The organism is Prevotella sp. khp7 (assembly GCF_900109055.1).
Lineage (GTDB): Bacteria > Bacteroidota > Bacteroidia > Bacteroidales > Bacteroidaceae > Prevotella.
The window spans coordinates 125,081-148,841 of sequence record NZ_FOIV01000002.1 but is presented as its reverse complement, the minus strand read 5'-3'; the positions used below and the strand labels follow the sequence as shown (position 1 = coordinate 148,841).

General features: G+C 46.2%; 23 protein-coding genes and 2 tRNA genes. 6 read left to right on the top strand and 19 right to left on the bottom strand.

Going from position 1 to position 23,761, the window contains the following annotated elements; all coding sequences use genetic code 11:
* Window positions 1-47 precede the first annotated feature (47 nt).
* Window positions 48-545, bottom strand: a complete 498-nt coding sequence (locus BMX82_RS04345; protein ID WP_143058309.1) for a hypothetical protein — start codon at window positions 543-545, stop codon at window positions 48-50.
* Between the two features lie 209 nt (window positions 546-754).
* Here BMX82_RS04345 and BMX82_RS04340 point away from each other — a divergent pair, with 209 nt between their 5' ends.
* From BMX82_RS04340 to BMX82_RS04325, 4 genes are all read left to right on the top strand, one after another.
* Window positions 755-1,240 carry a DUF3836 domain-containing protein gene (locus tag BMX82_RS04340; protein ID WP_081911035.1) on the top strand — a complete coding sequence of 162 codons (486 nt, stop codon included), beginning with the start codon at window positions 755-757 and terminating at the stop codon, window positions 1,238-1,240.
* Between the two features lie 117 nt (window positions 1,241-1,357).
* Window positions 1,358-2,203 carry a DUF3737 family protein gene (locus tag BMX82_RS04335; protein WP_091766430.1) on the top strand — a complete coding sequence of 282 codons (846 nt, stop codon included), beginning with the start codon at window positions 1,358-1,360 and terminating at the stop codon, window positions 2,201-2,203.
* Complete coding sequence (locus BMX82_RS04330) at window positions 2,200-3,357, top strand: MalY/PatB family protein (protein WP_036910539.1); 1,158 nt, start codon at window positions 2,200-2,202, stop codon at window positions 3,355-3,357. The genes BMX82_RS04335 and BMX82_RS04330 overlap by 4 nt, the downstream gene beginning before the upstream one ends.
* Window positions 3,354-6,155, top strand: a complete 2,802-nt coding sequence (locus tag BMX82_RS04325) for a family 43 glycosylhydrolase (RefSeq protein ID WP_091766427.1) — start codon at window positions 3,354-3,356, stop codon at window positions 6,153-6,155. The genes BMX82_RS04330 and BMX82_RS04325 overlap by 4 nt, the downstream gene beginning before the upstream one ends.
* 27 nt (window positions 6,156-6,182) lie before the next feature.
* Here BMX82_RS04325 and BMX82_RS04320 read toward each other — a convergent pair whose 3' ends face one another.
* Complete coding sequence (locus BMX82_RS04320; RefSeq protein ID WP_146063080.1) at window positions 6,183-6,860, bottom strand: hypothetical protein; 678 nt, start codon at window positions 6,858-6,860, stop codon at window positions 6,183-6,185.
* A 235-nt stretch (window positions 6,861-7,095) separates the two neighbouring features.
* Between BMX82_RS04320 and BMX82_RS04315 the strand changes: the two genes are divergently transcribed.
* Window positions 7,096-7,170, top strand: a tRNA-Arg gene (locus BMX82_RS04315).
* 183 nt (window positions 7,171-7,353) lie between these two features.
* On the opposite strand, the gene secDF is transcribed toward BMX82_RS04315, so the two are convergent.
* The 3 genes from secDF to BMX82_RS04300 form a co-directional block, all read right to left on the bottom strand.
* Window positions 7,354-10,377, bottom strand: a complete 3,024-nt coding sequence (secDF, locus tag BMX82_RS04310; protein WP_036910535.1) for a protein translocase subunit SecDF — start codon at window positions 10,375-10,377, stop codon at window positions 7,354-7,356.
* Window positions 10,378-10,492: 115 nt separating this feature from the next.
* Window positions 10,493-11,587 carry an endonuclease/exonuclease/phosphatase family protein gene (locus tag BMX82_RS04305; RefSeq protein ID WP_036910533.1) on the bottom strand — a complete coding sequence of 365 codons (1,095 nt, stop codon included), beginning with the start codon at window positions 11,585-11,587 and terminating at the stop codon, window positions 10,493-10,495.
* The gene (locus BMX82_RS04300) at window positions 11,584-12,528 is read right to left on the bottom strand and encodes a rhomboid family intramembrane serine protease (RefSeq protein WP_091767254.1); all 945 of its coding nucleotides are present in this window, start codon (window positions 12,526-12,528) and stop codon (window positions 11,584-11,586) included. Before BMX82_RS04300 ends, BMX82_RS04305 begins: the two co-directional genes overlap by 4 nt.
* Before the next feature lie 254 nt (window positions 12,529-12,782).
* Between BMX82_RS04300 and BMX82_RS04295 the strand changes: the two genes are divergently transcribed.
* The gene (locus tag BMX82_RS04295) at window positions 12,783-13,052 is read left to right on the top strand and encodes an HU family DNA-binding protein (protein ID WP_036910531.1); all 270 of its coding nucleotides are present in this window, start codon (window positions 12,783-12,785) and stop codon (window positions 13,050-13,052) included.
* A 74-nt stretch (window positions 13,053-13,126) separates the two neighbouring features.
* On the opposite strand, the gene BMX82_RS04290 is transcribed toward BMX82_RS04295, so the two are convergent.
* From BMX82_RS04290 to aroQ, 14 genes are all read right to left on the bottom strand, one after another.
* A complete protein-coding gene (locus BMX82_RS04290) occupies window positions 13,127-13,930 on the bottom strand; it encodes a gluconate 5-dehydrogenase (RefSeq protein ID WP_036910529.1) in 804 nt (267 codons plus the stop codon).
* 21 nt (window positions 13,931-13,951) lie between these two features.
* On the bottom strand, window positions 13,952-14,794 hold the full coding sequence (gene kduI / locus BMX82_RS04285; protein WP_036910527.1) for a 5-dehydro-4-deoxy-D-glucuronate isomerase: 843 nt from the start codon (window positions 14,792-14,794) through the stop codon (window positions 13,952-13,954).
* 24 nt (window positions 14,795-14,818) lie between these two features.
* Window positions 14,819-14,889: transfer RNA gene (locus tag BMX82_RS04280), tRNA-Gln, on the bottom strand.
* Window positions 14,890-14,947: 58 nt separating this feature from the next.
* Complete coding sequence (gene tyrS / locus BMX82_RS04275; RefSeq protein ID WP_036910525.1) at window positions 14,948-16,243, bottom strand: tyrosine--tRNA ligase; 1,296 nt, start codon at window positions 16,241-16,243, stop codon at window positions 14,948-14,950.
* Window positions 16,244-16,277: 34 nt separating this feature from the next.
* Window positions 16,278-16,508: a membrane protein insertion efficiency factor YidD gene (yidD, locus tag BMX82_RS04270; protein ID WP_103915191.1), complete on the bottom strand. Its 231-nt coding sequence runs from the start codon at window positions 16,506-16,508 to the stop codon at window positions 16,278-16,280.
* Complete coding sequence (gene rnpA, locus BMX82_RS04265; RefSeq protein ID WP_051949686.1) at window positions 16,505-16,894, bottom strand: ribonuclease P protein component; 390 nt, start codon at window positions 16,892-16,894, stop codon at window positions 16,505-16,507. Before rnpA ends, yidD begins: the two co-directional genes overlap by 4 nt.
* Window positions 16,895-16,899: 5 nt before the next feature.
* Window positions 16,900-17,649, bottom strand: coding sequence for a uroporphyrinogen-III synthase (locus tag BMX82_RS04260; protein WP_036910523.1), 750 nt, complete (start codon window positions 17,647-17,649; stop codon window positions 16,900-16,902).
* A 7-nt stretch (window positions 17,650-17,656) separates the two neighbouring features.
* The gene (locus BMX82_RS04255; protein ID WP_091766424.1) at window positions 17,657-18,676 is read right to left on the bottom strand and encodes a DUF4271 domain-containing protein; all 1,020 of its coding nucleotides are present in this window, start codon (window positions 18,674-18,676) and stop codon (window positions 17,657-17,659) included.
* 3 nt (window positions 18,677-18,679) lie between these two features.
* On the bottom strand, window positions 18,680-19,936 hold the full coding sequence (gene metK / locus BMX82_RS04250; RefSeq protein ID WP_036910519.1) for a methionine adenosyltransferase: 1,257 nt from the start codon (window positions 19,934-19,936) through the stop codon (window positions 18,680-18,682).
* Between the two features lie 95 nt (window positions 19,937-20,031).
* Window positions 20,032-20,934 (bottom strand): site-specific tyrosine recombinase XerD, encoded by a 903-nt coding sequence (gene xerD, locus BMX82_RS04245; protein WP_091766421.1) that lies wholly within the window; start codon window positions 20,932-20,934, stop codon window positions 20,032-20,034.
* A complete protein-coding gene (locus tag BMX82_RS04240; protein ID WP_091766418.1) occupies window positions 20,934-22,166 on the bottom strand; it encodes an FtsX-like permease family protein in 1,233 nt (410 codons plus the stop codon). The genes xerD and BMX82_RS04240 overlap by 1 nt, the downstream gene beginning before the upstream one ends.
* 11 nt (window positions 22,167-22,177) lie before the next feature.
* The gene (rbfA, locus tag BMX82_RS04235) at window positions 22,178-22,513 is read right to left on the bottom strand and encodes a 30S ribosome-binding factor RbfA (RefSeq protein WP_036910513.1); all 336 of its coding nucleotides are present in this window, start codon (window positions 22,511-22,513) and stop codon (window positions 22,178-22,180) included.
* A 4-nt stretch (window positions 22,514-22,517) separates the two neighbouring features.
* On the bottom strand, window positions 22,518-23,144 hold the full coding sequence (locus tag BMX82_RS04230) for an O-methyltransferase (RefSeq protein ID WP_091766415.1): 627 nt from the start codon (window positions 23,142-23,144) through the stop codon (window positions 22,518-22,520).
* The gene (aroQ, locus tag BMX82_RS04225) at window positions 23,141-23,569 is read right to left on the bottom strand and encodes a type II 3-dehydroquinate dehydratase (protein WP_091766412.1); all 429 of its coding nucleotides are present in this window, start codon (window positions 23,567-23,569) and stop codon (window positions 23,141-23,143) included. Before aroQ ends, BMX82_RS04230 begins: the two co-directional genes overlap by 4 nt.
* Window positions 23,570-23,761 lie beyond the last annotated feature (192 nt).

Genomic DNA, 23,761 nt, shown 5'->3' with positions numbered 1-23,761 from the left:
TTCCTGAGATGACCAAATAAAAACAGAAGTTTATTATGATATCTGTATTACAGATTTATTGTAATTGTATTCTGGGTTGAGAAGGAAATAACACCATCGTAGTCTGTCCAAATCTCTTCGCGTATGGAACCGTCTCCTTCATGGATGATGACTTTTTGGCGGTTTAAGATGAGATGGTATCTTGGCATGGTGGCGTTATGAATGGTGAAGTAGATGTTTATATGACAGATGCAGTTGGCTTTACCCTCACCGTCATTCCAAGGATTTAAGACAAGTGCCCCGTCGACATCATGGTCAATATTGATGCCTGCATTGGTATAGTCGCAGTTCAGCGTGTAGTTGATATACTCACCAGTAATGGTCTTGCTATCCTTATTATAGGTGAGCTTTAACTTTGGCGCATATTCGCCACGCGTCCGAATATGATTCCCACAATCGCTATGAGACACTTTGGATAGCGAAATAGGATCGTAAATATTGTCGCTTGTAGAGCAACTGCAAAGCGTCAGTATTGCGACCATCCATAATAAGATTCTCTTTTCCATATCTTTATGATTAATAAAATAATCCCCTTCCTATTATTATAATGTGTGAGGGTGGTGAAATACTGCATCGAAGACGCTGTTTTTATAGTTTGTTAACATGGTGCTTCGGATTTAACCTAAAGATAACATTCTGATAACTTAATGCCTTTGCAACTTTTCTTACCTTTGCAACGTCAAACAGATGTAGTAACAATTAAAATATTAGAGATATGGAATCAATTATCACTATCGCAACAGTTCTCACGATGTATTTCAATGCCGCTAACGACGTGAATGCCCCCTATCTGTACAACTCAGATCTGGAGGATGGTGTGATTCACAGAATTGAAGTCTACGAGCAAAAGGCTGACAATGAAGTGTGTGCCAAGATGGAGTATCGTTACGAGTACGACGAGCAGGGTCGTCTTACCACCCGCGAAGTATTGCGCTGGGATGAGGGCCGCAAGGATTGGGTGAACGATTTCTGTCACAACTACAAGTATTACAAGAACGGCTACAACATGGAGACTTGCAAGTGGAATGCTGAGAAACAGGCTTACGACCTGCCTGCCGAGGTTACGCTTTATCGCTCTGTTGCTCCCAGTCTTACAACGGTCAGGACCTATAAAATGAACGAGGCAAAAGACAATATGTTCCTCTCAAGTCGCATGGTTGTGATGGAGCCGCTCGATAGTCGTCTGATTGCCAAACGATGATAAATCTCTCTCTAACATATTAAAAACCTTTAAATAGGTTATAGAATCCGTAGTCGATGTGAACCGATTACGGATTTTTATTTGTATCTTTGTCGCCGAATAAAACAATACAAAACAATGAAACTGATAAAAGATGAGAAATTCGGCGGCGAGCGTCCTTTGTTCGCCTGTCATGATTTACGATTGGAGAATGTAACAATCACTGATGGCGAATCTGGTATCAAGCAGTGCCAGAACATGGAAGCACACGATTGCAAGTTTTATGGTAAGTATCCCTGGTGGCATGTCGATGGCGCCTATATTGAGAATTGTTATTTTGCTATGGATTCTCGTTCTGCCATCTGGTATACAAACGATTTAGTGATGAAGAATTCGCGTATCGATGGCCCGAAGTTCTTCCGCGAGATGAAGAATTTAGAACTTGAGAATGTGGAGATTACCGATGCTGACGAGACTTTCTGGAAGGTGAATGGTATTAAGATCAAGAACGTCAAGTTACATGGAGGCACTTATCCCTTCATGTTCTCAGAGAATATCTATGTCGATGGGTTTGAGAGCGACTCAAAGTACGTGTTCCAGTATTGCAAGAATGTGGAGATTCATAACGCTAAGATCCTGACAAAAGACTCTTTTTGGGAGTGCGAGAATGTAACTGTCTATGACTCAGTACTCGATGGCGAGTATCTGGCTTGGCACTCCAAGAACGTACGACTTGTGAATTGTCATTTGGCAGGTGAACAGTTACTGTGCTACACCCAGAACCTGGTGCTCGAGAATTGTACTATCGACGCAGCATGTGACCGTATGTTTGAGTACTCCACCGTCGAGGCAGATATTAAAGGCCATATTGAGAATATTAAGAATCCTACATCTGGGCACATTATTGCCGATTCCATCGGTAGTATCACCATTGATGAGAACGTGCGTCAACCGAATAATTGTGTAATAGAAACTAGGAAATGAAGTATAATTTCGATGAAGAAGTAGAGCGCAGAGGTACGGGCTGTGTAAAATGGGATGAAGGTCCCTCGGCTGACGTGATTCCCCTCTGGGTGGCAGACATGGACTTTAAGGCTGCCCCAGCTATCCTTGATGCCGTTAAAAGGCGTGCCGCCCATGGGGTATTTGGCTATACCGTTGTCGAGGAAGACTATTATGAAGCTATTATCTCATGGTTTCAGCGTCGCCACGAGTGGTCCATCCGGCGTGAAGAAATACTCTATACTACTGGAGTTGTTCCAGCTATGTCGGTCGCAATCAAAGCATTAACCATGCCAGGTGAAAAGGTGCTTATCCTTTCGCCTGATTATAACTGCTTCTTCTCTTCTGTTCGAAATAATGGTTGTGAAGTGCTTGAGACAGCATTGAAGCGGGTTGATGATACCTTTGAAGTAGACTGGGCCGATTTCGAAGTCAAGTGTTCCGACGAGAAAACTACTGTCTTCCTGCTCTGTAACCCCCACAATCCCTGTGGGCGTGTGTGGACTAAAGCGGAACTGGAACGCATGAATGATATCTGTCTGAAACACAGTGTTAAGGTGGTGAGCGACGAGATACATTGTGAACTTATTATGCCAGGCTACAAGTTCCAACCCTTTGCTGCTGTGAGCGACAACTGTCGTCAGAATAGTGTCATACTTAACTCTCCCTCCAAGTCGTTCAATATCGCTGGCTTGCAGGCCGCTAATATCATCTGTGCACAACCTGAATGGCGTCGCCGACTGGATCGTGCCATCAATATTAACGAGGTGTGCGACCTGAATCCTTTTGGTCCTGTAGCCCTAAAGGCAGCCTATAACGAGAGCGAAGAGTGGATTGACGAATTGAACCAGTATCTTTGGAAGAACTACTGCTTTTTGCGCGATTTCATCGAGGAAAGACTGCCCCAGTGGAAACTCTGTCGCCTCGAAGGCACCTATCTTCCATGGGTTGACATCTCTGCCATGGGCATTACCGCCCAGCAGTTATGCGACCGTCTGTTGAATGAGGCAAAGGTGTGGATAAATCCTGGTACGATGTATGGTCCTCAGACGGGCGAGGGGTATGTCCGCTTCAACATTGCCACACAGCGTAGCCGTTTGGAAGAAGCATTGAAACGTATAGCCAACATATTATGAGACATCTGCTAACAACACTTCTCCTGATTCCGGCATTCATTTGTAGGGCTGCCGATTATAATGTTGTAGATTATGGAGCCACCAGCGATGCTGGGGTAAATAGTACGGAGGCTTTTCAGAAAGCCATCGACCGCTGTTCTGAAAAAGGTGGAGGTCGTGTTGTAATTCCTGCAGGCCTTTTCAGGATAGGAACCATTGTACTGAAAAGCAATGTCCATCTCCATCTTGATCATGGCGCAGTTGTCTTGGGTTCTACTGATCTGAAAGATTATCGCCCGATGAAATCGAGCTATGTATCCCTCCGAACCCAGACAGAGACCATTCAGCTGATCTATGCCGACTCGGTACATAATATAGTTATCGATGGCTATGGTATCATTGACGGGCAGGGGCGTGCTTTCGAAAAACTATCTTGGAATGACGAGGGTGTCACGCGCCCCCATCTCATTCGCTTTATCCAGAGTCAGGACATTACTATTAAGGACGTTACCCTTAAAAACAGTGGTTGCTGGATGCAGCACTATCTGGCTTGTGACCGTCTGCATATCGATGGAATCAAGGTTTTTAACCGTAATAACTATAATAATGATGCTCTCGATATTGATGGCTGTCACGATGTGATAGTACGAGGCATGATGGCCGATAGCGACGACGACGGCATTACGCTAAAAAGCACATCGCCTCGTCTTTGCGAGAATATTCGCATCAGCGATTGTGTGGTGTCGAGCCACTGCAATGCCGTGAAGCTGGGCACAGAGACCAATGGCGGTTTTCGTAACGTCAACATCTCTGGCATTGTGGTGAAGCCTAGTGCTGATCAGAAGGAGAAGTTTTTCGGTCAGTGGATAGGTTCTTCTGCCATCTCGCTTGAAATTGTCGATGGAGGCGTGCTCGAGAACGTCAATATATCCGATTTCACCGTCGAAGGTACTGAGTCACCCATCTTCATCCGTCTGGGCAATCGTGGACGTGGCTACCTGTCCAGTGGTGCCAATATGGAAGCCATCGTACCCATCAATCATGTGGGGCACATTGATGGCGTCCACCTCAATAACATCCAAATTCGCCATGCGGGCTCCATGGGTTGCAGTATCACTGGACTGCCTGGTCATCCTGTTCGTAATGTCTCGCTCTCAAACATATCACTCTATCATAAAGGGGGTGTCAAAGCCGATGAAATGGCACAAATCTGCGATACCATCCGCGACGAGAAAGAAAAAGCCTATCCAGAAGCCACCATGTGGGGCAACCTGCCTGCCAAAGGCTTTTTTGTGCGTCATGCTCGCAATGTGAAGTTCTCGAATATTGAGATTGTGACAGAACAGCCCGATATACGTCCAGACTTTGTGAATGACGATGTTGAAGGATGGGGCGACCAAGGCGACGGCACCTATCGCAACCCCGTGCTTAATGTAGACTTCTCCGATCCTGATGTCATCCGAGTGGGCTCAAAATATTATATGGTCGCTTCCGATTTCCATTTCCTTGGCATGCAAGTACTTGAGAGCGATGATATGGTCAACTGGAAGTATATCAGTCAGATATACCGCCGCTTCGATGAGCCGGGATGGGATGATAACCAACACTATGCCGGCGGCTCGTGGGCACCAGCCATCCGCTATCACAACGGTCTTTACTACGTCTATTTTTGTACCCCCGACGAGGGACTTTATATGACCACCGCCCGCAATCCTCATGGCCCTTGGGCGCCGCTCCATCTGGTGAAACGTGTCGAGAGATGGGAGGATCCTTGTCCTTTCTGGGACGAAGACGGACAAGCCTACTTAGGGCGTAGCCGTCGTGGCGCGGGCCCTATCATCGTCCATCGCATGTCGGCTGACGGTAAGACCTTGCTCGACGAAGGTCAGACCGTCTACGAAGGCCCTGTGGCCGAGGGAACCAAATTCCTTAAGCGCAACGGCTGGTACTATCTTATTATTCCTGAGGGCGGAGTAGGCCAGGGATGGCAGACTGCACTTCGTTCTAAGAACATCTATGGTCCATACGAGCGCCGTGTTGTTCTCGAACAAGGCTCTACCCGTGTGAATGGTCCTCATCAAGGTGCTTTGGTTGATGCCTCTGATGGCTCTTGGTGGTTTTACCATTTTCAGGAGACGCCCGTCTTGGGACGTGTGGTCCATCTGCAGCCCGCCCGTTGGGAAGCCGACTGGCCATTGATGGGCGTCGATTTCGATGGAAACGACATTGGTGAGCCTGTCGCTTCATGGAAAAAGCCCATTCCATCGGCTACAGTCTTCCTGCCTCAGACCTCTGACGACTTCTCTGCCACTCTTGGCCTCCAATGGCAGTGGAACCACAACCCTGTCGATACTCATTGGAGCCTCACAGCCCGTAAGGGCTGGCTCACGCTAAAGGCTCTGCCTGCCGATTGTCTAATGGTCAGTCATAACATGTTGACGCAGAAAGTCGTAGGTTATCAGAGTGAAAGTCTTACGATGGTTGAGGCTTCAGGTGATAATTATGCGGGGCTTTTCTGCTCTGGCAAACAGTTCCGAGGCGTTGGTCTCTGCAAAGAAGGCGTTTTTATTGAAGTCGATGGGCAGCGTACCCTTGTCCAGAATGGCCGTTTCCAAAAGCTTTGGCTCCGCGTCACCAACGATTGTCAGGCCAACAGCCACCAGTTCTATTATAGTACCGATGGACTACATTACCAGCCCGCAGGTTCTGCGTTCTCCATGCATTCAGGCTATTGGAAGGGCATCCGTGTAGGATTGTTCTGCTATGGCAACAGCGGCCAAGCCCAATTCGATGCCTTCCAGCAAAAAGTCGCCCATTAGTTTGGCAGGATTATATGGCTGCAAACGCTATAGGCCTATCTGGATAGATAGAAAGGCACCATGAGTACCTTTAGCTTTGGGGTAGAACTGGTCAAACTTCTGATTGTCGTATTTCATAGTTCTACGCTGGGCATACACATCGAGAGTGGAATACGAATATCCCAAAGTTATCGTCCCCTTGTTGACTCTGAGAGACAGACCTATCTTGCCGTCAAAGAAACACCATGCGCCCTTACTACTACTAATGCTCTTACGATTTTCAGGAATACGGACCTCGTTGGGATTTATATCAATGTCGATTCTATCGTATGGAATGGTTAGCAGGGTACCCAGTTCCCCATACAAACAAATCGCATAATCCGACTTTCTGAAGATGTATGGCGAGAAGAAAATGGCAGATGGATGCAAAAAGAGGTTCTGTGCTTTTTCGGAATCTTCATTAGTCCACCATGTATCCCCTCTTGCTATATCCGTTGTAGAAAACTGCCTATAGTAACCCAACGAGCCTCCTACTCCTACAAAAGGAATAGGAAACCAATGGCATCCTGCCTCCAGTTTCCATGCGTCAGCACTATTCAGTTCGCCTGTCACATTAATACGAATCTTAGACTCTTCAAACTCCTCATACGAATCTGCAGATTCTGCTTTTGTAGAAGTTGCCCCTAGTATCAATAAAGAGGCCAATACGGTTATGGTTCGTTTCATCATTTATTCTCAATTATATATTGTACGCAAAGGTATTCTTCTTTTATGGTATATAGTTAATGGCGCAAAATTAGTAATTAAGGATTATATAACCAAAGAATTTTTGTTTCATTTTGTTTCACGAAACAAAATGAAACAAAAAAGGGTAAGAATATCATGTTCTAGGAAGCAAATATGTTTGCTTTCTCTTTGCTGTATCAAAATTTTGCGCTATCTTTGCATCCGAAAACCACACGCCCTGATAGTTAAATGGATATAACAAGGCTCTCCTAAAGCTTAGTTCCGAGTTCGATTCTCGGTCGGGGTACCATGAGAAACTCAGCAGAATGCAGATTTGTGATGAATGATACTGCCCGTTACAAACGTTTTGTAATGGTGTTACAGGCAGCTTGTAACAGGGGATAGATGACGTTATTGTGAATATAAAAAGGCCGCAGTCCTTAGTGGACTGCAGCCCCGAGCAGTAGTATGTTCTTCTTGAAAAAGAAATTATTTACTTTGTTTCTGCGGTGTCTTCCTTAATGGTGCGACCCATAGTCAGGTAGGCTGTGGGAGCAGCGATAAAGAGTGAAGACAGGGTACCGAATACAACACCCAAAATCATTGCAAACGAGAACGAACGGATACTGTCACCACCGAGAATGAAGATGGCCAACAGTACGATCAAGGTCGTTACTGAGGTGTTGATGGTACGAGCCAGCGTCTGGTTCAGCGAATCGTTGAACAGCTGCTGACGGTCGCGCTTGCCATAGAGGCCGATGTTCTCACGGATACGGTCGAATACTACCACCTTATCGTTGATAGAGTAACCGATCACGGTCAGGATGGCACCGATGAATACCTGGTCGATCTCGAGCGACATGGGCAGAATTCCCCACAGGGCTGAGTAGAGGCCGAGTACTACCAAAGCATCGAGGGCCAGCGCAACGATGGCGCCTACTGAGAAGGCGAGGTTGCGGAAGCGCAGCAGGATGTAGAGGAAGATGGCTACCAGAGCAATCAGCACGCTGATGATAGCACCATAGGTGATGTCTTTAGCTACTGAAGGACCTACCTTCTGAGAAGAGATGATTGAACCACCCTCGCGAACATCGGGGTTCTTGAAGGCGTCGACATTTGCCTGACTTACGAGGCCTGCCTTCTTCAGAGTGTTGAAGAGGATGGTCTCTGCCTGATCGTCGACCTCAGGATTGTTTGACTCGATATCCCAGTTGGTAGAGATACGAACAGTCTTACCATCGGTACCGAGGGCGATGACAGAAGTGTTAGCCTCCTGATTGGCCTTCTCACCCATGGTGTTGATGAAGGCACCGGCCATGGCCTGACGAACCTCCTCAACAGGAGTCACCTTGTCGAGGGTTACAACATAGTTGCGACCACCGGTGAAGTCGATGCTCTGGCTCAGACCGCGAACGGCAAATGAGATGCAGAACAGAATGGCGAACACGCCATAAACAACGAACGACTTCTTATAGGTGCCCATGAAATTGTAGTGGGCATTCTGCATCAGATTCTTAGAATAGCCTGTTACGAAAGTCAGGTTGGTCCACTTGTCCTTCTTCAGCATGTAGTCATAGACGATACGTGTGAGGTAAACGGCTGTGAAGAATGAGCAAACGATACCGATGATCCAAGTGGTAGCGAAGCCCTTTACAGGACCTGTACCAAAGTAGAGCAGAATGATACCTGTGATCAGTGAAGTGAAGTTTGAGTCGAAGATCGCGCTGAAGGCGTTAGAGTAACCCTTGTTGAGAGCCTCCTTAACACCCAGACCTTTCTTCAGCTCCTCCTTGATGCGCTCGTAAATCAGCACGTTGGCATCCACAGCAGTACCCAGTGTGAGTACGATACCGGCGATACCAGGCATGGTAAGAGCGGCCTGGAATGAGGTGAGGATACCCAATGTGAAGAACAGGTTGAACAGCAGAGCGATATCTGAAAGGATACCAGGAACGAAACCGTACAGCAAGATCATGTAGATCATCAGCAGTACGAAGGCAACGATGAACGAGATGATTCCCTGCTGGATTGACTGAGCACCCAGTGAAGGACCAACAACCTCCTCCTGCACGATGCGGGTAGGAGCCGGCATCTTACCGGAGTTCAGCGTGTTGGCCAGGTCTTTTGTGTCCTCGATAGTGAAGTTACCAGTAATCTGAGAGTTGCCTCCGTCAATCTGAGTCAGGATGCGGGGAGCAGAGTAAACTGCGTCATCGAGAACAATGGCCACGGCCTTACCGATATTCTGCTTGGTAATCTGACTCCAGCGGCGAGCACCGTCAGAGTTCATCTGCATTGATACAGAAGGGTGACCCATCTGGTCGAAGTCGTCCTTGGCGCTGGTGATGACATCACCCTCCAACGGAGCTCGGCCTGAAGGCTCTGTGATTTTCAGAGCATAGAGTTCGAAAATGTCTCCCTTAGTGTCCTGACCGCCGAAGTCCTCGGCCTTAGCACCCCAGCGGAGCTTCAGTTCTGAGGGGAAAATGCGCGCAGCAATGTCGCTATAGATAATCTTGTTGATCTCGGCGGTATCGCGAGCGTTGGCATAACCAACAACAGCGAGGGTGTTGCCCTGTGTGGGCTGGAAGACAGAGAACAGAGGATTCTGCTTCTTTGCCAGCTCGGCAGCCTTAGAATCGGTAGCCTTGTTGTCCTTCTTTGCCAACTTGGCAGCGAGGTCGCCAGCAGCGACAGCCTTGGCAGTGTCGACAGCTGTCGTGTCGGCAGCAACGGCAGCAGAGTCTACTACTTCGCCGCCCTGAGCAGCATAACGCTGGTTGAGCTGAGCCAACAGCGGTGTCACTTCTTGTGAGTTATAAGTCTCCCAGAACTCGAGGTTGGCAGAACCTTGGAGGAGCTTACGAACACGCTCAGGCTCCTTGATACCAGGCATCTCGACCATGATACGGCCGCTTTGGCCTTCGAGTTTCTGGATGTTTGGCTGAACAACGCCAAACTTGTCGATACGGTTGCGGACTACGTTGAATGAGTTGTCAACGGCGCTCTGTACCTCAGCACGCAAAGCGGCCTCTACCTCAGAGTCGCTTGACTGTGTGCTCACCTTGCCCTTCATCTGCTGAGTAGCAAAGATGGCGGCGAGGGGACGGCCGTTGCCTTCCTGCTTCCAATACTTTACGAAGAGAGAGATGAAGTCGTTCTGGCTAGTCTCCTCTTCCTTCTTGGCGAGCTCCATGGCCTTCTTGTAGGCAGCGTCCTGCTTGTGGTCGGCGAGCACGTCGACTACATCGGGTACTGAAACCTCGAGGATCACGTTCATACCGCCTTTCAGGTCAAGACCCAGGCCAATCTCCATCTCACGGCACTGCTTCAGTGAGTAGATGCCCATATACACCTTCTCGTTCTTGATTGAGTCGAGGTACTCCGCACCTGCCTCCTCGCCCATAGCCGCAGCCTTACTTTCGTAATGGCGCGTTACGAATGAGAAGGAAAGGTAGAAGCAGCACACGAGAATCAGAAGCACTGCGATAAATTTTACAATTCCTTTGTTTTGCATTTTGATTTTTGTTGTTATTTATTTATTATTAATTCTGTTCGCGTACATTTTTAGCGTGCAAATATAGGCATTTTTTTACATAATGAAAAATAAATCGGCGATTTTCGCTGATTTTTTATTGTTTAGGAGCCAATTTTAGGTTGCAAATGATGGGATAATGGTCGCTTGCGTCCATTTTGTTGTCAACTGTGCAGTTGTAGGGCTTAAAATGGTCAGAGCACAGAATATGGTCGATGCGCACAAAGAAACCTTTCTGATTATATGACAAACCGATGCCGCAGCCTGTTTCTTTATAACAGTCGGTAAGCCCTTGTGCAATAGTGCGACGGGAGTAGCTGATGGGGTTGTCGTTGAAGTCGCCACACACGATGATGGGGTACTCACGATGTGCCTCAATATAGGTATGTACGGCGTCGGCTTCAGGTGCTCGTTTGGCGGCATACCGACCTAGTTTCTTGAGTAGGAAGAAGGCTTCGGTTTTTACCGTGTCTTTTTCCATCTTGCCTCTGATCATGCGTTTGTAGTTGGCTCGGTCTTCATTTGAAAGATGAGTGCCTTCTAGGTGGTTGTTAATCACGATGACGGTATCGTCCTGTACTTTCAGGTAATAGGCTACAGAACCGTTGCCTACTGACTTGTACATGATGCGTTCCTTCTTCAGTATGGGGTATTTTGTGTGAATGCCCACGCCATTCATACTGGTGGAAGTTTTATGGAAGATGGTGGTGTCGTTATAGGCATAGATTTTCTTATACCAGTTGAATACAAATCGTCGCCAGGTGTCAACGTCTTCCTGTATACATACAATATCTGCATTCTGTTCTTCCAGGTAATGGTACACCGTCTCAAAACCATATTCATACTTGTAGTTGCCACCATACTGACACACGTTGTAGGATATCAGTTTGATGGTGCCATCGGGCATTTCTTGTGACTTGTGGATTGGCATATAAGTAGTAAGTGGCACATAGACAACGGCATAGCCCACAATGGGAATCCATATCTTACGCCACTTGAATGTGAGCCAGAAGAAGAGAAACACAAGATTGGCTATTAGGAATACGGGGAAGGTCATGCCCATCACCGAGAGGAGGGGATACTCCCGAGGGTCGAGATGGTCTGAATAGCCAGCCAACACCATCAACAGTACTGTTGCCACATTAGCACCGGCCATCAGGTTGATGGTAAACGACTTGAGTTGTTTAATCATCGCTCGTTGCTTGCGTCGAAGAGTTTTTTCTTCTCTTCCTTGGTCAAACTATCGTAGCCGCTTTTGCGAATCTTGTCGAGAATGGCGTCTATCTCTTCTTGATTCTGTTTCTTGCGGGCGTTAAACTCACGATCGACCTCTTTTGAACCTCCTCGCTGAGCGTGCATATTAGGGTTGCTTTGATGAGAACGTCCCTGACTGTAACGACGCTGATCGAAGTTACGCTTCAGATTCTCGAAGAATTGCTGGCCGCGATTGCGGTCGAAACCTGAGCTGGGATGACGATTCCAGTAGCGGATCATGAGGAAACCGAAAAGCATACCTCCCAAGTGGGCTGTATGAGCAACACCATCGCCAGAAGAGCCGAGGGCCGAGAAGAACTCGATGGCTACATAGAACAGCACAAACCATTTGGCTTTAATGGGGAAAGGGAAGGGTATGATGAATAATCGCTCGTTGGGGAACGTCATACCGAAAGCCAAAATGACTGCATAAACGGCACCTGAGGCACCAATGGTGGTCCAGGCATTTAATTGCTGCCCCAACTGGTGGCCAATGGCGAAGATCTCGCCAAAGCTGACGCTGGGATCCTGAGCCGAAATGGTCATATAGAACGAGCCTAACTGTGCAAGTTCCTGTAAGAGCCCGGCACCGATTCCGCACGAAATGTAATAAAAAAGGAATTTTTTGGGTCCCCAAACATTCTCTATCACGCAGCCAAACATCCAAAGACCGAACATATTACTCAGTATATGCATGAAATTGGCATGCAGGAACAGGTAGGTGACCAACTGATACAGATGGAAATCATTGGCCAGGAAGAAGTGAAGGCCGCCGATATCGGCCAAGTCGATTCCTCGCAGTTGGAGTACAAATGTTGCAAAGAATGCAATCAGGTTGATGATAAGCAGATTCTTTGTAATAGGGGGTATGCGGAACATCATATCATTTACTATTTGACTATTTTCTATTTCGTATTTTCGCGTTTTGTGCCTTAAAGCACGATTTGGGCGCAAAATTACGAAAAATATCTCTTTTTTGTATCAAAAAAAGGGCGAATACAACTATTTTTCAATAAAAAAGTAATTTTTTCTGTTTTTTTGTTGTTTCTTTAAATACTTTCTATTATATTTGCCCTGAAATTCGACTATACATTAGTTATTACTATTAATAATTCATTAAAATTATCTTAATTATGAACAAAACAGAATTGGTAGAGAAGATTGCAGCAGGTGCTGGTCTCTCAAAGGTAGACTCAAAGAAGGCTCTCGACGCCACAGTAGCAGCTATTAAGGACGCTCTCGTAAAAGGTGACAAGGTACAGCTCGTTGGTTTTGGTACTTTCAGCGTAAACAAGCGCCCTGCTCGTGAGGGTATCAACCCCGCTACAAAGCAGAAGATTAAGATTGCTGCTAAGAAGGTTGCTAAGTTCAAGGCTGGTGCTGAGCTCACCGCTGCTCTGTAATCTTTGAATTGTAATAAAAATTTAAGGGGTTCCAATTTGGAGCCCCTTTATTTTATATATATGTACCTGCAGAATTACTTAGGCTGCTTGCCGATATAGGCCAGAATACCACCATCAACATAAAGCACATGGCCGTTCACTGCGTCGGAAGCGTGAGATGCGAGGAATACTGCGGGACCACCCAACTCACTGGGATCAAGCCAGCGGCCTGCAGGAGTCTTGGCGCAGATGAACGAATCGAATGGATGACGGCTTCCATCTGGCTGACGCTCGCGCAGAGGTGCTGTCTGAGGAGTTGCGATGTAGCCAGGACCAATGCCATTACACTGGATGTTGTATTCACCATACTCAGAACAGATGTTACGGGTCAGCATCTTCAGTCCACCCTTGGCAGCTGCATAGGCTGATACGGTCTCACGGCCTAGCTCAGACATCATGGAGCATATATTGATAATCTTACCCTCACGACGCTCCATCATCTCAGGAATAACGGCTGAAGAAACGATATAAGGAGCAACGAGATCGACGTCGATGACCTGCTGGAACTCGGCACGCTTCATTTCGTGCATAGGGATACGTTTGATGATGCCTGCGTTGTTGACAAGGATGTCGATCTGGCCTACTTCTGCGTGAATCTTCTCTACGAGTGCTTTGACGGCATTCTCGTCGGTAACGTCGCACACATAACCCTTTACATTGTCAATACCAGCCTCCTTGTAGTTGTCAAGACCACGCTGCAAGGCAGCTTCATTGATGTCGTTGAAGATAATGTTCTTGATACCAGCAGCAACAAATGCCTTGGCAATGTTGAAACCAATACCGTAAGATGCGCCAGTGATCCAAGCGTTCTTACCTTCGAGTGAAAATAAATTTGCCATAATTTGTTTTGTTTTAGAAGTTTATTTTAAATCAGTAATCTTCGAAAAGTCTTGATCGCCATAGTCGAGATTCTCACCGCCCATTCCCCATATGAAAGTGTAGTTGTGAGTGGCTGCTGCGCTATGAATGCTCCATTCAGGCGAGATTACCGCCTGTTCGTTGTGAAGCCAGATGTGGCGCGTTTCTTGTGGCTCCCCCATGAAGTGACAAACAGCCTGATCCTCGGGCAACTCAAAATAGAAATAGGCTTCCATGCGGCGACTGTGGACATGGGCTGGCATGGTATTCCAAACGCTGCCTGGGGCCAATTCGGTCATGCCCATCTGTAGTTGACAGGTAGGCAGTACCTGATTCACAATCATTTTGTTGATATTGCGCTCGTTCGACATCTTAAGATCTCCCATGTGGGCCACAACAGCATCCTGCTTGGTGATTTTCCTGCATGGGTAGGCGGTATGGGCTGTGGTAGAGTTGAAATAGAACTTGGCAGGCTTCTCGGGATCATTACTGCAGAAAACTACATCTCTGTCGCCGCTGCCAATGTATAGTGCTTCCTTGAAGTTGAGTGAGAAAGTGTTATCACCAACCTTCACTGTGCCAGATCCGCCGACATTATAAATGCCAATTTCGCGTCGGGTGGTGAAGAACTCGGCTTTTAAAGGGTCGATGGCCTCGAGTTTCAAAACTTCTCCCACAGGCATGGCACCTCCAACAATCATACGGTCATACATCGAATATATCATATTTACCTCGTTTATGGCAAATATGGTATCTATCAGAAAATCACGACGAAGTCGGGCTGTGTCATAGTGCCTGGCATCCTCTGGATGGGCAGCGTATCTTATTTCGTAGTTAGTTTCCATAAGCTTTAGTTGTTTGTTCTAGAGTTGGACGACTCGGATTCGAACCGGGAATGACAGAACCAAAACCTGTAGTGTTACCATTACACCATCGTCCAATTGCGGTTGCAAAGGTAGTGAAAATTTGGCATATAGCCAAATTTTCACATATCTTTCTTACTTTACTATCAGCAGATAGTAGTTCTTCTTGCCTTTCTGGGCCAGAAGATATTTACCGTCAATTAGGTCATCAGCAGTGATGGCCTGGTTCTGATCGGTGATTTTTTCCTTATTCAGAGAAACACCGCCACCTTGTACCATCTTGCGCATCTCGCCCTTAGAAGGGAACACGGGAGCTGCGGTAGTAAGCAGTTCGATAGCGGGCTGACCGAGCTGATCCTTGCAGATTTCAAACTGAGGAACGCCATCAAATACGTCGAGGAAGGTCTGTTCGTCGAGTTTCTCCAGACTTTCCTTGGTAGATTTACCAAAAAGGATATTAGAGGCTTCGATAGCTGTGTTAAGTGCTTCCTGAGAGTGTACCATAACAGTTACCTCCTCTGCCAGACGTTTCTGAAGAATACGACGGCCGGGATCTTGCTTATGCTCCTCGATCAAAGCATCAATGACATCCTTCTCAAGTGAAGTGAAGATCTTGATATAACGCTCTGCGTCGTCGTCGCTGACGTTGAGCCAGAACTGGTAGAACTTATACGGAGTGGTGCGGGCTGGGTCGAGCCAGATGTTACCACTCTCTGTCTTACCAAATTTTTTACCATCACTCTTGGTGATGAGAGGACAGGTGAGGGCAAATGTCTCAACCTCATTGCCCAATGTTCGACGGATAAGCTCGGTACCTGTGGTCATGTTACCCCATTGGTCGTTGCCACCAAGCTGCAACTTCACACCATAATGTTGATAGAGATACAGGAAATCGTAGCCTTGAAGCAACTGATAGGTGAACTCCGTGAAAGAGAGCCCATCGCGGGCTGTACCATTTAGGCGCTGCTGAACACTTTCCTTTGCCATCATATAGTTGACGGTGATGTGTTTACCAACCTCACGGGCAAAATCGAGGAAGGTGAAATTCTTCATCCAGTCGTAATTGTTGACCATAATGGCGGCATTGGGTTCCTTCGACTCGAAATCAAGGAACTTGGCTACCTGTTTCTTAATGCATTCCTGATTGTGGCGCAGGGTCTCGTCGTTAAGCAGATTACGCTCCTGACTCTTACCAGAGGGGTCGCCAATCATACCTGTAGCACCACCCACAAGAATAATGGGGCGATGGCCACAGCGCTGCAGATGGCGAAGCATCATGATGCCACAAAGATGTCCGATATGGAGTGAGTCGGCTGTGGGATCAGTACCCAGGTATGCGGTAACCATCTCCTTTTGGAGCAGTTCCTCAGTTCCTGGCATAATCTGTGCCAGCATGCCACGCCATTTCAGTTCTTCTACAAAATTCTTCATATGTCTTATTTTTAACTTTTACTCTTTTTCTCTTCTAGGGCACAGGATCATATCCACTACCTCCCCAAGGGTTACACCTTAATATACGCCAGATAGCTAATCCCAATCCTTTAATGGGACCATGTTTCATGATGGCTTCTCGGGCATATTCACTGCATGTCGGCTGAAAGCGGCACGAAGGCCCTAAGAGAGGAGAAATGCACAATTGGTAAAAACGGATAGGTAGTACCAAAAGGCAAGATATGATATGAGACAGCCATTTCATGATTTTGTCGCGATGCGTTGTAGAATACTGACTACGCGCTTTTCTACCTCGTTGGTAGGACAATGTCTGTCGGAAAGCCATATAAATGCAATCAGCAGTTGTTGATTTTCGGGCACATAGTTGCAGAGCAATCCTTTGTGGTGGCGGTAGGCCTCACGCACTTGGCGCTTAATGCGGTTTCTGTCGACAGCGTGTTTGAATCGTTTCTTAGGTACGCTGATCAGTATTTGTACAGGGGCGCAACCTTGACGTCGTTCTGTCTGGAGGTATACAGCTCTCAACGGAAAGGCTGCCAGCGATTGGCTATCACCTTTGCCGAAGAGCGTTTCTATCAGCAAACTGCTGACGATGCGCTCCTGTTTCTTGAAAGTAGGAGCCACCATCATTATTATTAATCTTGTGTCTCGAGCAGATAGTGCTGAAGAGCACCTGTCATTGAAGGATATTTCTCAGAGGGTGCTTCAATATCGAGGCGAAGTCCAGCTTCCTTAGCGGCTTTTGCTGTGGTGGGGCCAAATGTTGCAATGGCAATTTCTCCCTGTTTGAAATTGGGGAAGTTCTTGCAGAGTGACTCGATACCTGCAGGGCTGAAGAAAATCAGCATGTCATAATCGAACGACTTAACCTCCTCGGGCGTGAAGTCGTTGCTGACGGTTTTATACATAATGCACTCCTTGTGCTGCAACTTCTTTGAGTCGAGCAGCAGAGAGAGTTTGTCGTTATGCACGTCGCTCATGGGAACGAGATACTTCTCTGTCTTGTGCTTAACCATTGTGGGTACAAGGTCTTCTACTCGGCCTGTCTCTCCGAAGAAAACCTTGCGCTTGCGATACTGTACATACTTCTGGATATAGAGTGCAATAGTCTCTGTGACACAGAAATACTTCATGTCCTCAGGGATTGTTACTCTCAATTCCTTAGCCATATTGAAGAAGTGGTCGATGGCGTGACGTGAAGTGAATACAACAGCTGTGTAATCAAGGATGCTTACTTTCTGTGCACGGAAATCTTTGGAACTAATTGGCTCCACCTTAATGAACGGGCGGAAAATCAGTTCTACTCCGAACTTGTTCGCAATATCAAAATATGGCGACTTCTCACTAGTAGGTTTGGGCTGTGAAACCAAAATCTTCTTAATCATCTGTGTCCTAATAATTTACTTTCAAAATACTCGTGATGTCCAAGAGCCCGCCCCAAAGCAAGGCTAAAGGTATCATTTCGAGGGCACAAAAGTACAAAATAATCTGCAGAAACCACCCTTTTTGCTTAAAAAAGATGATGTAAGACTTGTAAAATGTTAGAATTTTGGCTAAAGAGAGTATGAAAATGCAGTAATTGATAGCATTTTGCATGGAAAGTTGGAAGTATGTTAGGAGTAATACCAAGGGGAACATAAAGAGGCCCTCTAAGGCTACTACGAACAACTGAGTACCTAGGAAATGTAAATTTTTCTTCTGATTAAAGAAGATATTGTTGACTATAGTATACAATATGACCTTTATCAAGAAATAGCAGACTATGACAATGGCATAGATTACTAAAAGCCCGTATTCTGATGATAGGATAAAGGTGTCAGATATAGTACGGGTGGCATAGAAAAAGAAAAGAAGTCCATAAAACAAGCTGGTAATCAGCAGGAATACCAACTGGAATTTAATTTCCGTACCCGTTTCTGTGAAACTCTGCTCTACTTTTGGAGTATAGAAAAAGTTCTTTGCCTGATGTATCATGAAACTAGAGATGCGTGACATCCCAAACATAATTAGCAGGAAGCTGCATAACAAAATACCGGTGATGATACTATCGTTATGGAGTGCATAAGGTATTGGGTCGCCCGCAACGCCAATACGACCACCACTCAACTCTGGATGATAAAGGGAGTCTGATGAAAAAAAATTCTCTCTATAATATTGGGGTAGGCTGACTTCCTTTAAATCCCGAGCTACATCGTGCCCTGGTAAGTGGAGCGTGTCTGGTTGCTCACTATAATGAATCTCTGAAGGCTCGAACCACGATTGGATGGCTGAGTCTTGCTGGGCTGGTGTGGCATCTTTCGGCAATGACCGCAGCACCTGATATGGTGTCTGCGGTCTTGTCGAAGGACTTGCCACCGTATCATCAACGATGGTTGATGGTAATGCGGTATGTATGCTATCCTGTGGCAGCATGGATTATAGTCCGAACTCTTTGCGAATATCCTCTATACGATCAAGTTTTTCCCAAGTGAAGAGTTCTACATCAATCTCCTTGGTTTCGTGGTAGTGACTGGTGAATGTCTTCTTCTTCACTTCAGGCTGACGCCCCATGTGTCCGTATGCTGCAGTCTCGCTATACATAGGCTGGCGCAATTTTAGATTACGCTCAATGGCCTTTGGACGCAGATCGAACAGCTTCTCAATCTTTTTGGCAATCTCGCCATCACTCATCTCAACATTACTACGGCCATAGGTGTTCACGTAAATATTCATAGGCTTGGCTACACCGATGGCATAACTTACCTGAACCAGCATTTCGTCAGCGACGCCAGCTGCAACCATGTTCTTGGCAATATGCCGGGCTGCATAGGCTGCAGAACGATCTACCTTTGATGAGTCCTTGCCAGAGAAAGCACCACCACCATGGGCGCCCTTTCCTCCGTAAGTGTCGACAATAATTTTACGACCTGTAAGACCTGTATCTCCGTGAGGTCCTCCAATTACGAACTTACCAGTAGGGTTCACGTAATACTTGATGTCAAGACCAAACAGGTCAAGTACTTTCTGAGAGTGAATCTGCTGTTTGACACGAGGAATCAAAATGTTGATGACGTCGTCCTTGATTTTCGCAAGCATCTTTTCATCCTCATCAAACTCATCGTGCTGGGTAGATACCACGATAGTGTCAATGCGCTCAGGAATACCAGCGTCGCTGTACTGTATCGTTACTTGGCTCTTGGCATCGGGTCTGAGGTATGTCATCTCCTTACCCTCTTTTCGGATGTCGGCCAGTGTGCGCATAATCAGATGGGCCAAGTCGAGTGAAACAGGCATATAGCTCTCTGTTTCGTTTGTTGCATAGCCAAACATCATTCCCTGGTCGCCAGCACCCTGCTCGTCTTCATTGCCATTGTCGACACCGCGATTGATGTCGGCACTCTGTTCGTGGATGGCACTTAGGATACCGCAAGAGTCGCCATCAAACTGATACTCTGCTTTGGTATAACCTATACGTTTGATGGTATTGCGGGCAATAGTCTGCAGGTCAATATAAACATCACTACGTACCTCGCCCATAATAACTACTTGGCCTGTGGTGACAAACGACTCAATGGCGCAACGTGCCTTCGGATCGTATGCCAGGAACTGGTCTAATATCGCGTCGGAAATCTGATCCGCCACTTTGTCGGGGTGACCCTCAGAAACTGATTCTGATGAAAATAGGTAACTCATTCTCTCTAACTTTTTAATTATTTACAATCTGGGTGCAAAGTTACACCTTTTTTGTGGATTAGATGCAAAAAACACGTTAAAGCTACGTTAATTCTTTACTTTTGCTTGTTCCTTGGATGGTGTTCCAATATTTCGCGTCGAAGAGTCGAGGTGTCCAAATGTGTGTAGATTTCCGTTGTTCCGATGCTTTCGTGCCCCAATAGAACCTGTATTACACGCAGGTCAGCACCGCCTTCGAGTAGGGCTGTAGCAAATGAGTGACGTAGGGTGTGGGGCGAAATGGTCTTTTGTATACTGGCTACCTCTGCCAATCGCTTGATCATGATGAGTATCATCGTGCGTGTGAGGTGCTTGCCATACCGATTCAGGAATACATAATCCTCTTCTCCTGGCTTGATTGTCATGTGGTTACGATCGTTGAACCAAAGCTCCAACTCATGAATGGCTTTCTGCGAGATGGGTATCAGCCGTTCTTTCGATCCCTTGCCCAGAACCCTCACGAATTCTTCTTCGAGATAGAGATTCGACAATTTCAGGTTCACTAGCTCACTCACACGCAGGCCGCAAGAGAAAAGTACTTCTATGATGGCGCGATTTCTATGTCCCTCCCATTTTGAGAGGTCAATGCAAGCTTCTAGCTTATCAATCTCCGCTGTTGTGAGTACTTCGGGCAAGTGCTCACTTAGCTGGGGCGACTCCAGCAACTCTGTTGGATCATCGTCGCGATAGCCATCTAATTGTAGAAAATGGAAAAATGATCGTATTCCACTAAGAATACGACATTGTGAACGGGAATGAATGCCAATGTCGTGAAGTTCTGCAGCAAAGTGTTGAAGATCTTTGAGTGTTACTTCAAGTACGCTTTTCTTTTCCATCTCCAGATAGCCAAGTAGTTTTCTGAGATCGCGCTGGTATGCGTCAAGCGTATTGCTCGACATGTTGCGCTGCAGTTTCAGGTAGCGCACATAACTTTTTACAATGTCTTTATCATTACCCATTAGGCGTTGAGCAGGCGTTTGGCAAAGTAGTTCACTGGATACCAGACAGAAAGGAATCCAACAAGTAATACGGTGATGAAAACCAGAATGATGTCTTCGGAATGCACACTGACAGGATAAGCATTGATAATAAACGATCCACTTGACGAGCCGAGAGCTACGATGCCGAATCGTTGTTGTGCCCAACAAAGAAACAGACCAAGGCTGATGCCGAGAATAGCACCGATAGCAGAAATTAAACGCCCTTCGAATAGGAAGATACGGATAATTTGCTTGTCCGAGGCTCCCAGATTGCGGAGCGTTACCACGTCGTCTTTCTTATCAATAATCAACATTGAGAGCGAACCAATAATATTGAAGCATGCCACCATTAGGATGAATGTCAGGAATATATAGGCAATAAGCTTCTCAATCTTCATGATCTTAAACGTGTCGTCTTGCTGCTCAAAACGGTCTTTTACTACATATTTGTCGCCACAGATCTTTTTAATTTCCGTCTTTACTCCATCAAAATTGCTACCAGGTTTCAATCTCAGTTCCAAGGAAGAGAGCATTCCCTGTTGTCCGAAAATGCGACGGGCAAAGCCGATGCTGGTCAGAATATAGTTCTTATCGTATTTTGACTGCTTCACATTGAAGAGCACACCTGGTGAGTATAGTTCGTCTTCCTCGAATGCATCTTCGGGGTTCGAGATGTCGAATTGCCCCTCTCTTCGAGGAGCATAGATGTGGAGAGGTTCGTCGTAGGTGTAGCCTGTGCCCAATATTTCTGCTAGTCGGATGCCGAGAATGCCATAATCCATGTTAGCTGCATGCAGTCCGAATTCGCCGTCGCCCAATAGAATATCGCTAATATGTGTCAATTGTTCAAAGTTGTCTTCCACACCTTTGACCACAACCATCGCTTGGCGTCCCTTATAAATTGCCAATGCCATATCCTCCACACTCTCTGTGGCGACATCTATCTGTGGTAGTTGTTTTATCTGTGCCAGAATCGGATCGTCAGCAGCGACTGTTTTCCCTTCTGCAGGTACCACTTTTAGTTGTGGGTCGAAGTCGGTGAAGAACGATGCAACCAGATCATGAAAGCCGTTGAAAACAGAGAGGGTAACAACAAGTGCCATAGTGGCTACAGCGACACCTATAACAGAGATGCCGCTGATTACGTTGATGGCGTGTGTTGATTTCTTTGAAAAGAGATATCTACGCGCTATAAAAAAAGGGAAGTTCACCTTGTATTATTCTATTTTTTCAGGAGTTCGTCAATGCGCTCAATATAGTCCAAACTATCGTCGATGAAAAATCTTAGTTCAGGAATGATTCTCAGCTGATTTCTTACGCGATTGCCCAATTCAAATCTGATACTTTTGGTATTAGCGTTGATATTGTTGAGCATTTCCTCCCCCCTCTCGCTGGGGAACACACTCAGATAGGCTGTACAGATACTGAGGTCGGGTGATATCTTGGTACGTGTTACGGAAATCATCACACCGTGAGTGGCGCGAGTCTGCTGCTGGAATATCAGCGAGAGCTCTTTCTGAAGTAGTCTCGCAATTTTGTTCTGTCTTGTCTCTTGCATAATTCTATTTTTTTCTTATTAGTGTTAGCCCGTCGCGCAGAGGAAGTATTACTTGTTCTACTCTTTTGTCTTGGGCAATATAGTTGTTAAATGTCTCAATACCTTTCGTTTGGTGGTCATTGTCATAAGTGTGGTCTACTACATGTCCATCCCAGAGTGTGTTGTCGGCGAAGATAAATCCTCCTGGTTTTAAAATATCCATTACCATTTCATAACATTCGCGGTATGTGCGCTTGTCACCATCCATAAAGGCTAAATCAAATTCTATGCCAAGTTTTGGTGCATCTATCAGAGCGTCACCTATTATGAACTCAATTTTGCTGGATACTTCACAACCCTCTATCCACGGACGGGTGAAGTCCTCCATCTCATCGTTAATCTCGAAAGTATAGAGTTTTCCACTCTCTGGTAGACCTTCTGCCATCGATATGGCACTATATCCGCTGAATGTGCCAATTTCCAAAATGTTTTTTGGACGAATCATTTGTACCAGCATCTTCAGTAATCGTCCTTGCAGATGTCCGCTTGCCATCCTCCCATGAATAGTGTGGATGTTTGTGGCTCGCCACAGCCGATATAAGTATTCAGGCTCAGGCTCTGTGTGCTGAAGGATGTATTCGTCAAGTGTCATTTAGAAACTTTCAGTGCTTCGATAGCCAAGCGGTATGAATCGAGACCGAATCCGCAGATAACACCTTTGCATGCACTCGATATCATCGACTTATGACGGAACTCTTCGCGCTGGTGCACGTTTGAGATGTGTATCTCAACAACGGGACATTTCAGACTGCGGATACAATCATGAAGAGCCACGCTGGTATGGGTATAAGCTCCTGCATTCAGCGCGATACCATCGTAGCCACCGAAGAAGCCAGTCTCCTGCATTTTGTTGATAAGTTCGCCCTCAATATTACTCTGATAGTAGTCTATCTGTACATCAGGAAACTGTTTGCGTAATTCAGGCAGATAGCTGTCGAATGACTCTGAACCATAGATGCCAGGTTCGCGTTGCCCTAGTAAGTTGAGGTTCGGCCCATTGATAATCTGAATCTTCATTTTCACCTTATTATATAATACGGGTGCAAAGTTAGTGTAAATCAAGCGAAATACAAAGAAAAATGCCATTTTTCTTTTGTTTCAGAGGTGCAGCCTAACTTCGGGACCTTTGTTTCAAAGGTATGAAAAAGTGAGAAGAAAATCGGAATTTATATATTTCTATTGAAAGAATATTTGTTAGTAAAATTATGT

Coding starts and splice junctions, on each gene's coding strand:
- BMX82_RS04345 (WP_143058309.1), bottom strand. CDS start 545: ATGGAAAAGAGAATCTTATTATGGATGGTCGCAATACTGACGCTTTGC.
- BMX82_RS04340 (WP_081911035.1), top strand. CDS start 755: ATGGAATCAATTATCACTATCGCAACAGTTCTCACGATGTATTTCAAT.
- BMX82_RS04335 (WP_091766430.1), top strand. CDS start 1,358: ATGAAACTGATAAAAGATGAGAAATTCGGCGGCGAGCGTCCTTTGTTC.
- BMX82_RS04330 (WP_036910539.1), top strand. CDS start 2,200: ATGAAGTATAATTTCGATGAAGAAGTAGAGCGCAGAGGTACGGGCTGT.
- BMX82_RS04325 (WP_091766427.1), top strand. CDS start 3,354: ATGAGACATCTGCTAACAACACTTCTCCTGATTCCGGCATTCATTTGT.
- BMX82_RS04320 (WP_146063080.1), bottom strand. CDS start 6,860: ATGAAACGAACCATAACCGTATTGGCCTCTTTATTGATACTAGGGGCA.
- secDF (WP_036910535.1), bottom strand. CDS start 10,377: ATGCAAAACAAAGGAATTGTAAAATTTATCGCAGTGCTTCTGATTCTC.
- BMX82_RS04305 (WP_036910533.1), bottom strand. CDS start 11,587: ATGATTAAACAACTCAAGTCGTTTACCATCAACCTGATGGCCGGTGCT.
- BMX82_RS04300 (WP_091767254.1), bottom strand. CDS start 12,528: ATGTTCCGCATACCCCCTATTACAAAGAATCTGCTTATCATCAACCTG.
- BMX82_RS04295 (WP_036910531.1), top strand. CDS start 12,783: ATGAACAAAACAGAATTGGTAGAGAAGATTGCAGCAGGTGCTGGTCTC.
- BMX82_RS04290 (WP_036910529.1), bottom strand. CDS start 13,930: ATGGCAAATTTATTTTCACTCGAAGGTAAGAACGCTTGGATCACTGGC.
- kduI (WP_036910527.1), bottom strand. CDS start 14,794: ATGGAAACTAACTACGAAATAAGATACGCTGCCCATCCAGAGGATGCC.
- tyrS (WP_036910525.1), bottom strand. CDS start 16,243: ATGAAGAATTTTGTAGAAGAACTGAAATGGCGTGGCATGCTGGCACAG.
- yidD (WP_103915191.1), bottom strand. CDS start 16,508: ATGAAATGGCTGTCTCATATCATATCTTGCCTTTTGGTACTACCTATC.
- rnpA (WP_051949686.1), bottom strand. CDS start 16,894: ATGATGGTGGCTCCTACTTTCAAGAAACAGGAGCGCATCGTCAGCAGT.
- BMX82_RS04260 (WP_036910523.1), bottom strand. CDS start 17,649: ATGATTAAGAAGATTTTGGTTTCACAGCCCAAACCTACTAGTGAGAAG.
- BMX82_RS04255 (WP_091766424.1), bottom strand. CDS start 18,676: ATGCTGCCACAGGATAGCATACATACCGCATTACCATCAACCATCGTT.
- metK (WP_036910519.1), bottom strand. CDS start 19,936: ATGAGTTACCTATTTTCATCAGAATCAGTTTCTGAGGGTCACCCCGAC.
- xerD (WP_091766421.1), bottom strand. CDS start 20,934: ATGGGTAATGATAAAGACATTGTAAAAAGTTATGTGCGCTACCTGAAA.
- rbfA (WP_036910513.1), bottom strand. CDS start 22,513: ATGCAAGAGACAAGACAGAACAAAATTGCGAGACTACTTCAGAAAGAG.
- BMX82_RS04230 (WP_091766415.1), bottom strand. CDS start 23,144: ATGACACTTGACGAATACATCCTTCAGCACACAGAGCCTGAGCCTGAA.
- aroQ (WP_091766412.1), bottom strand. CDS start 23,569: ATGAAGATTCAGATTATCAATGGGCCGAACCTCAACTTACTAGGGCAA.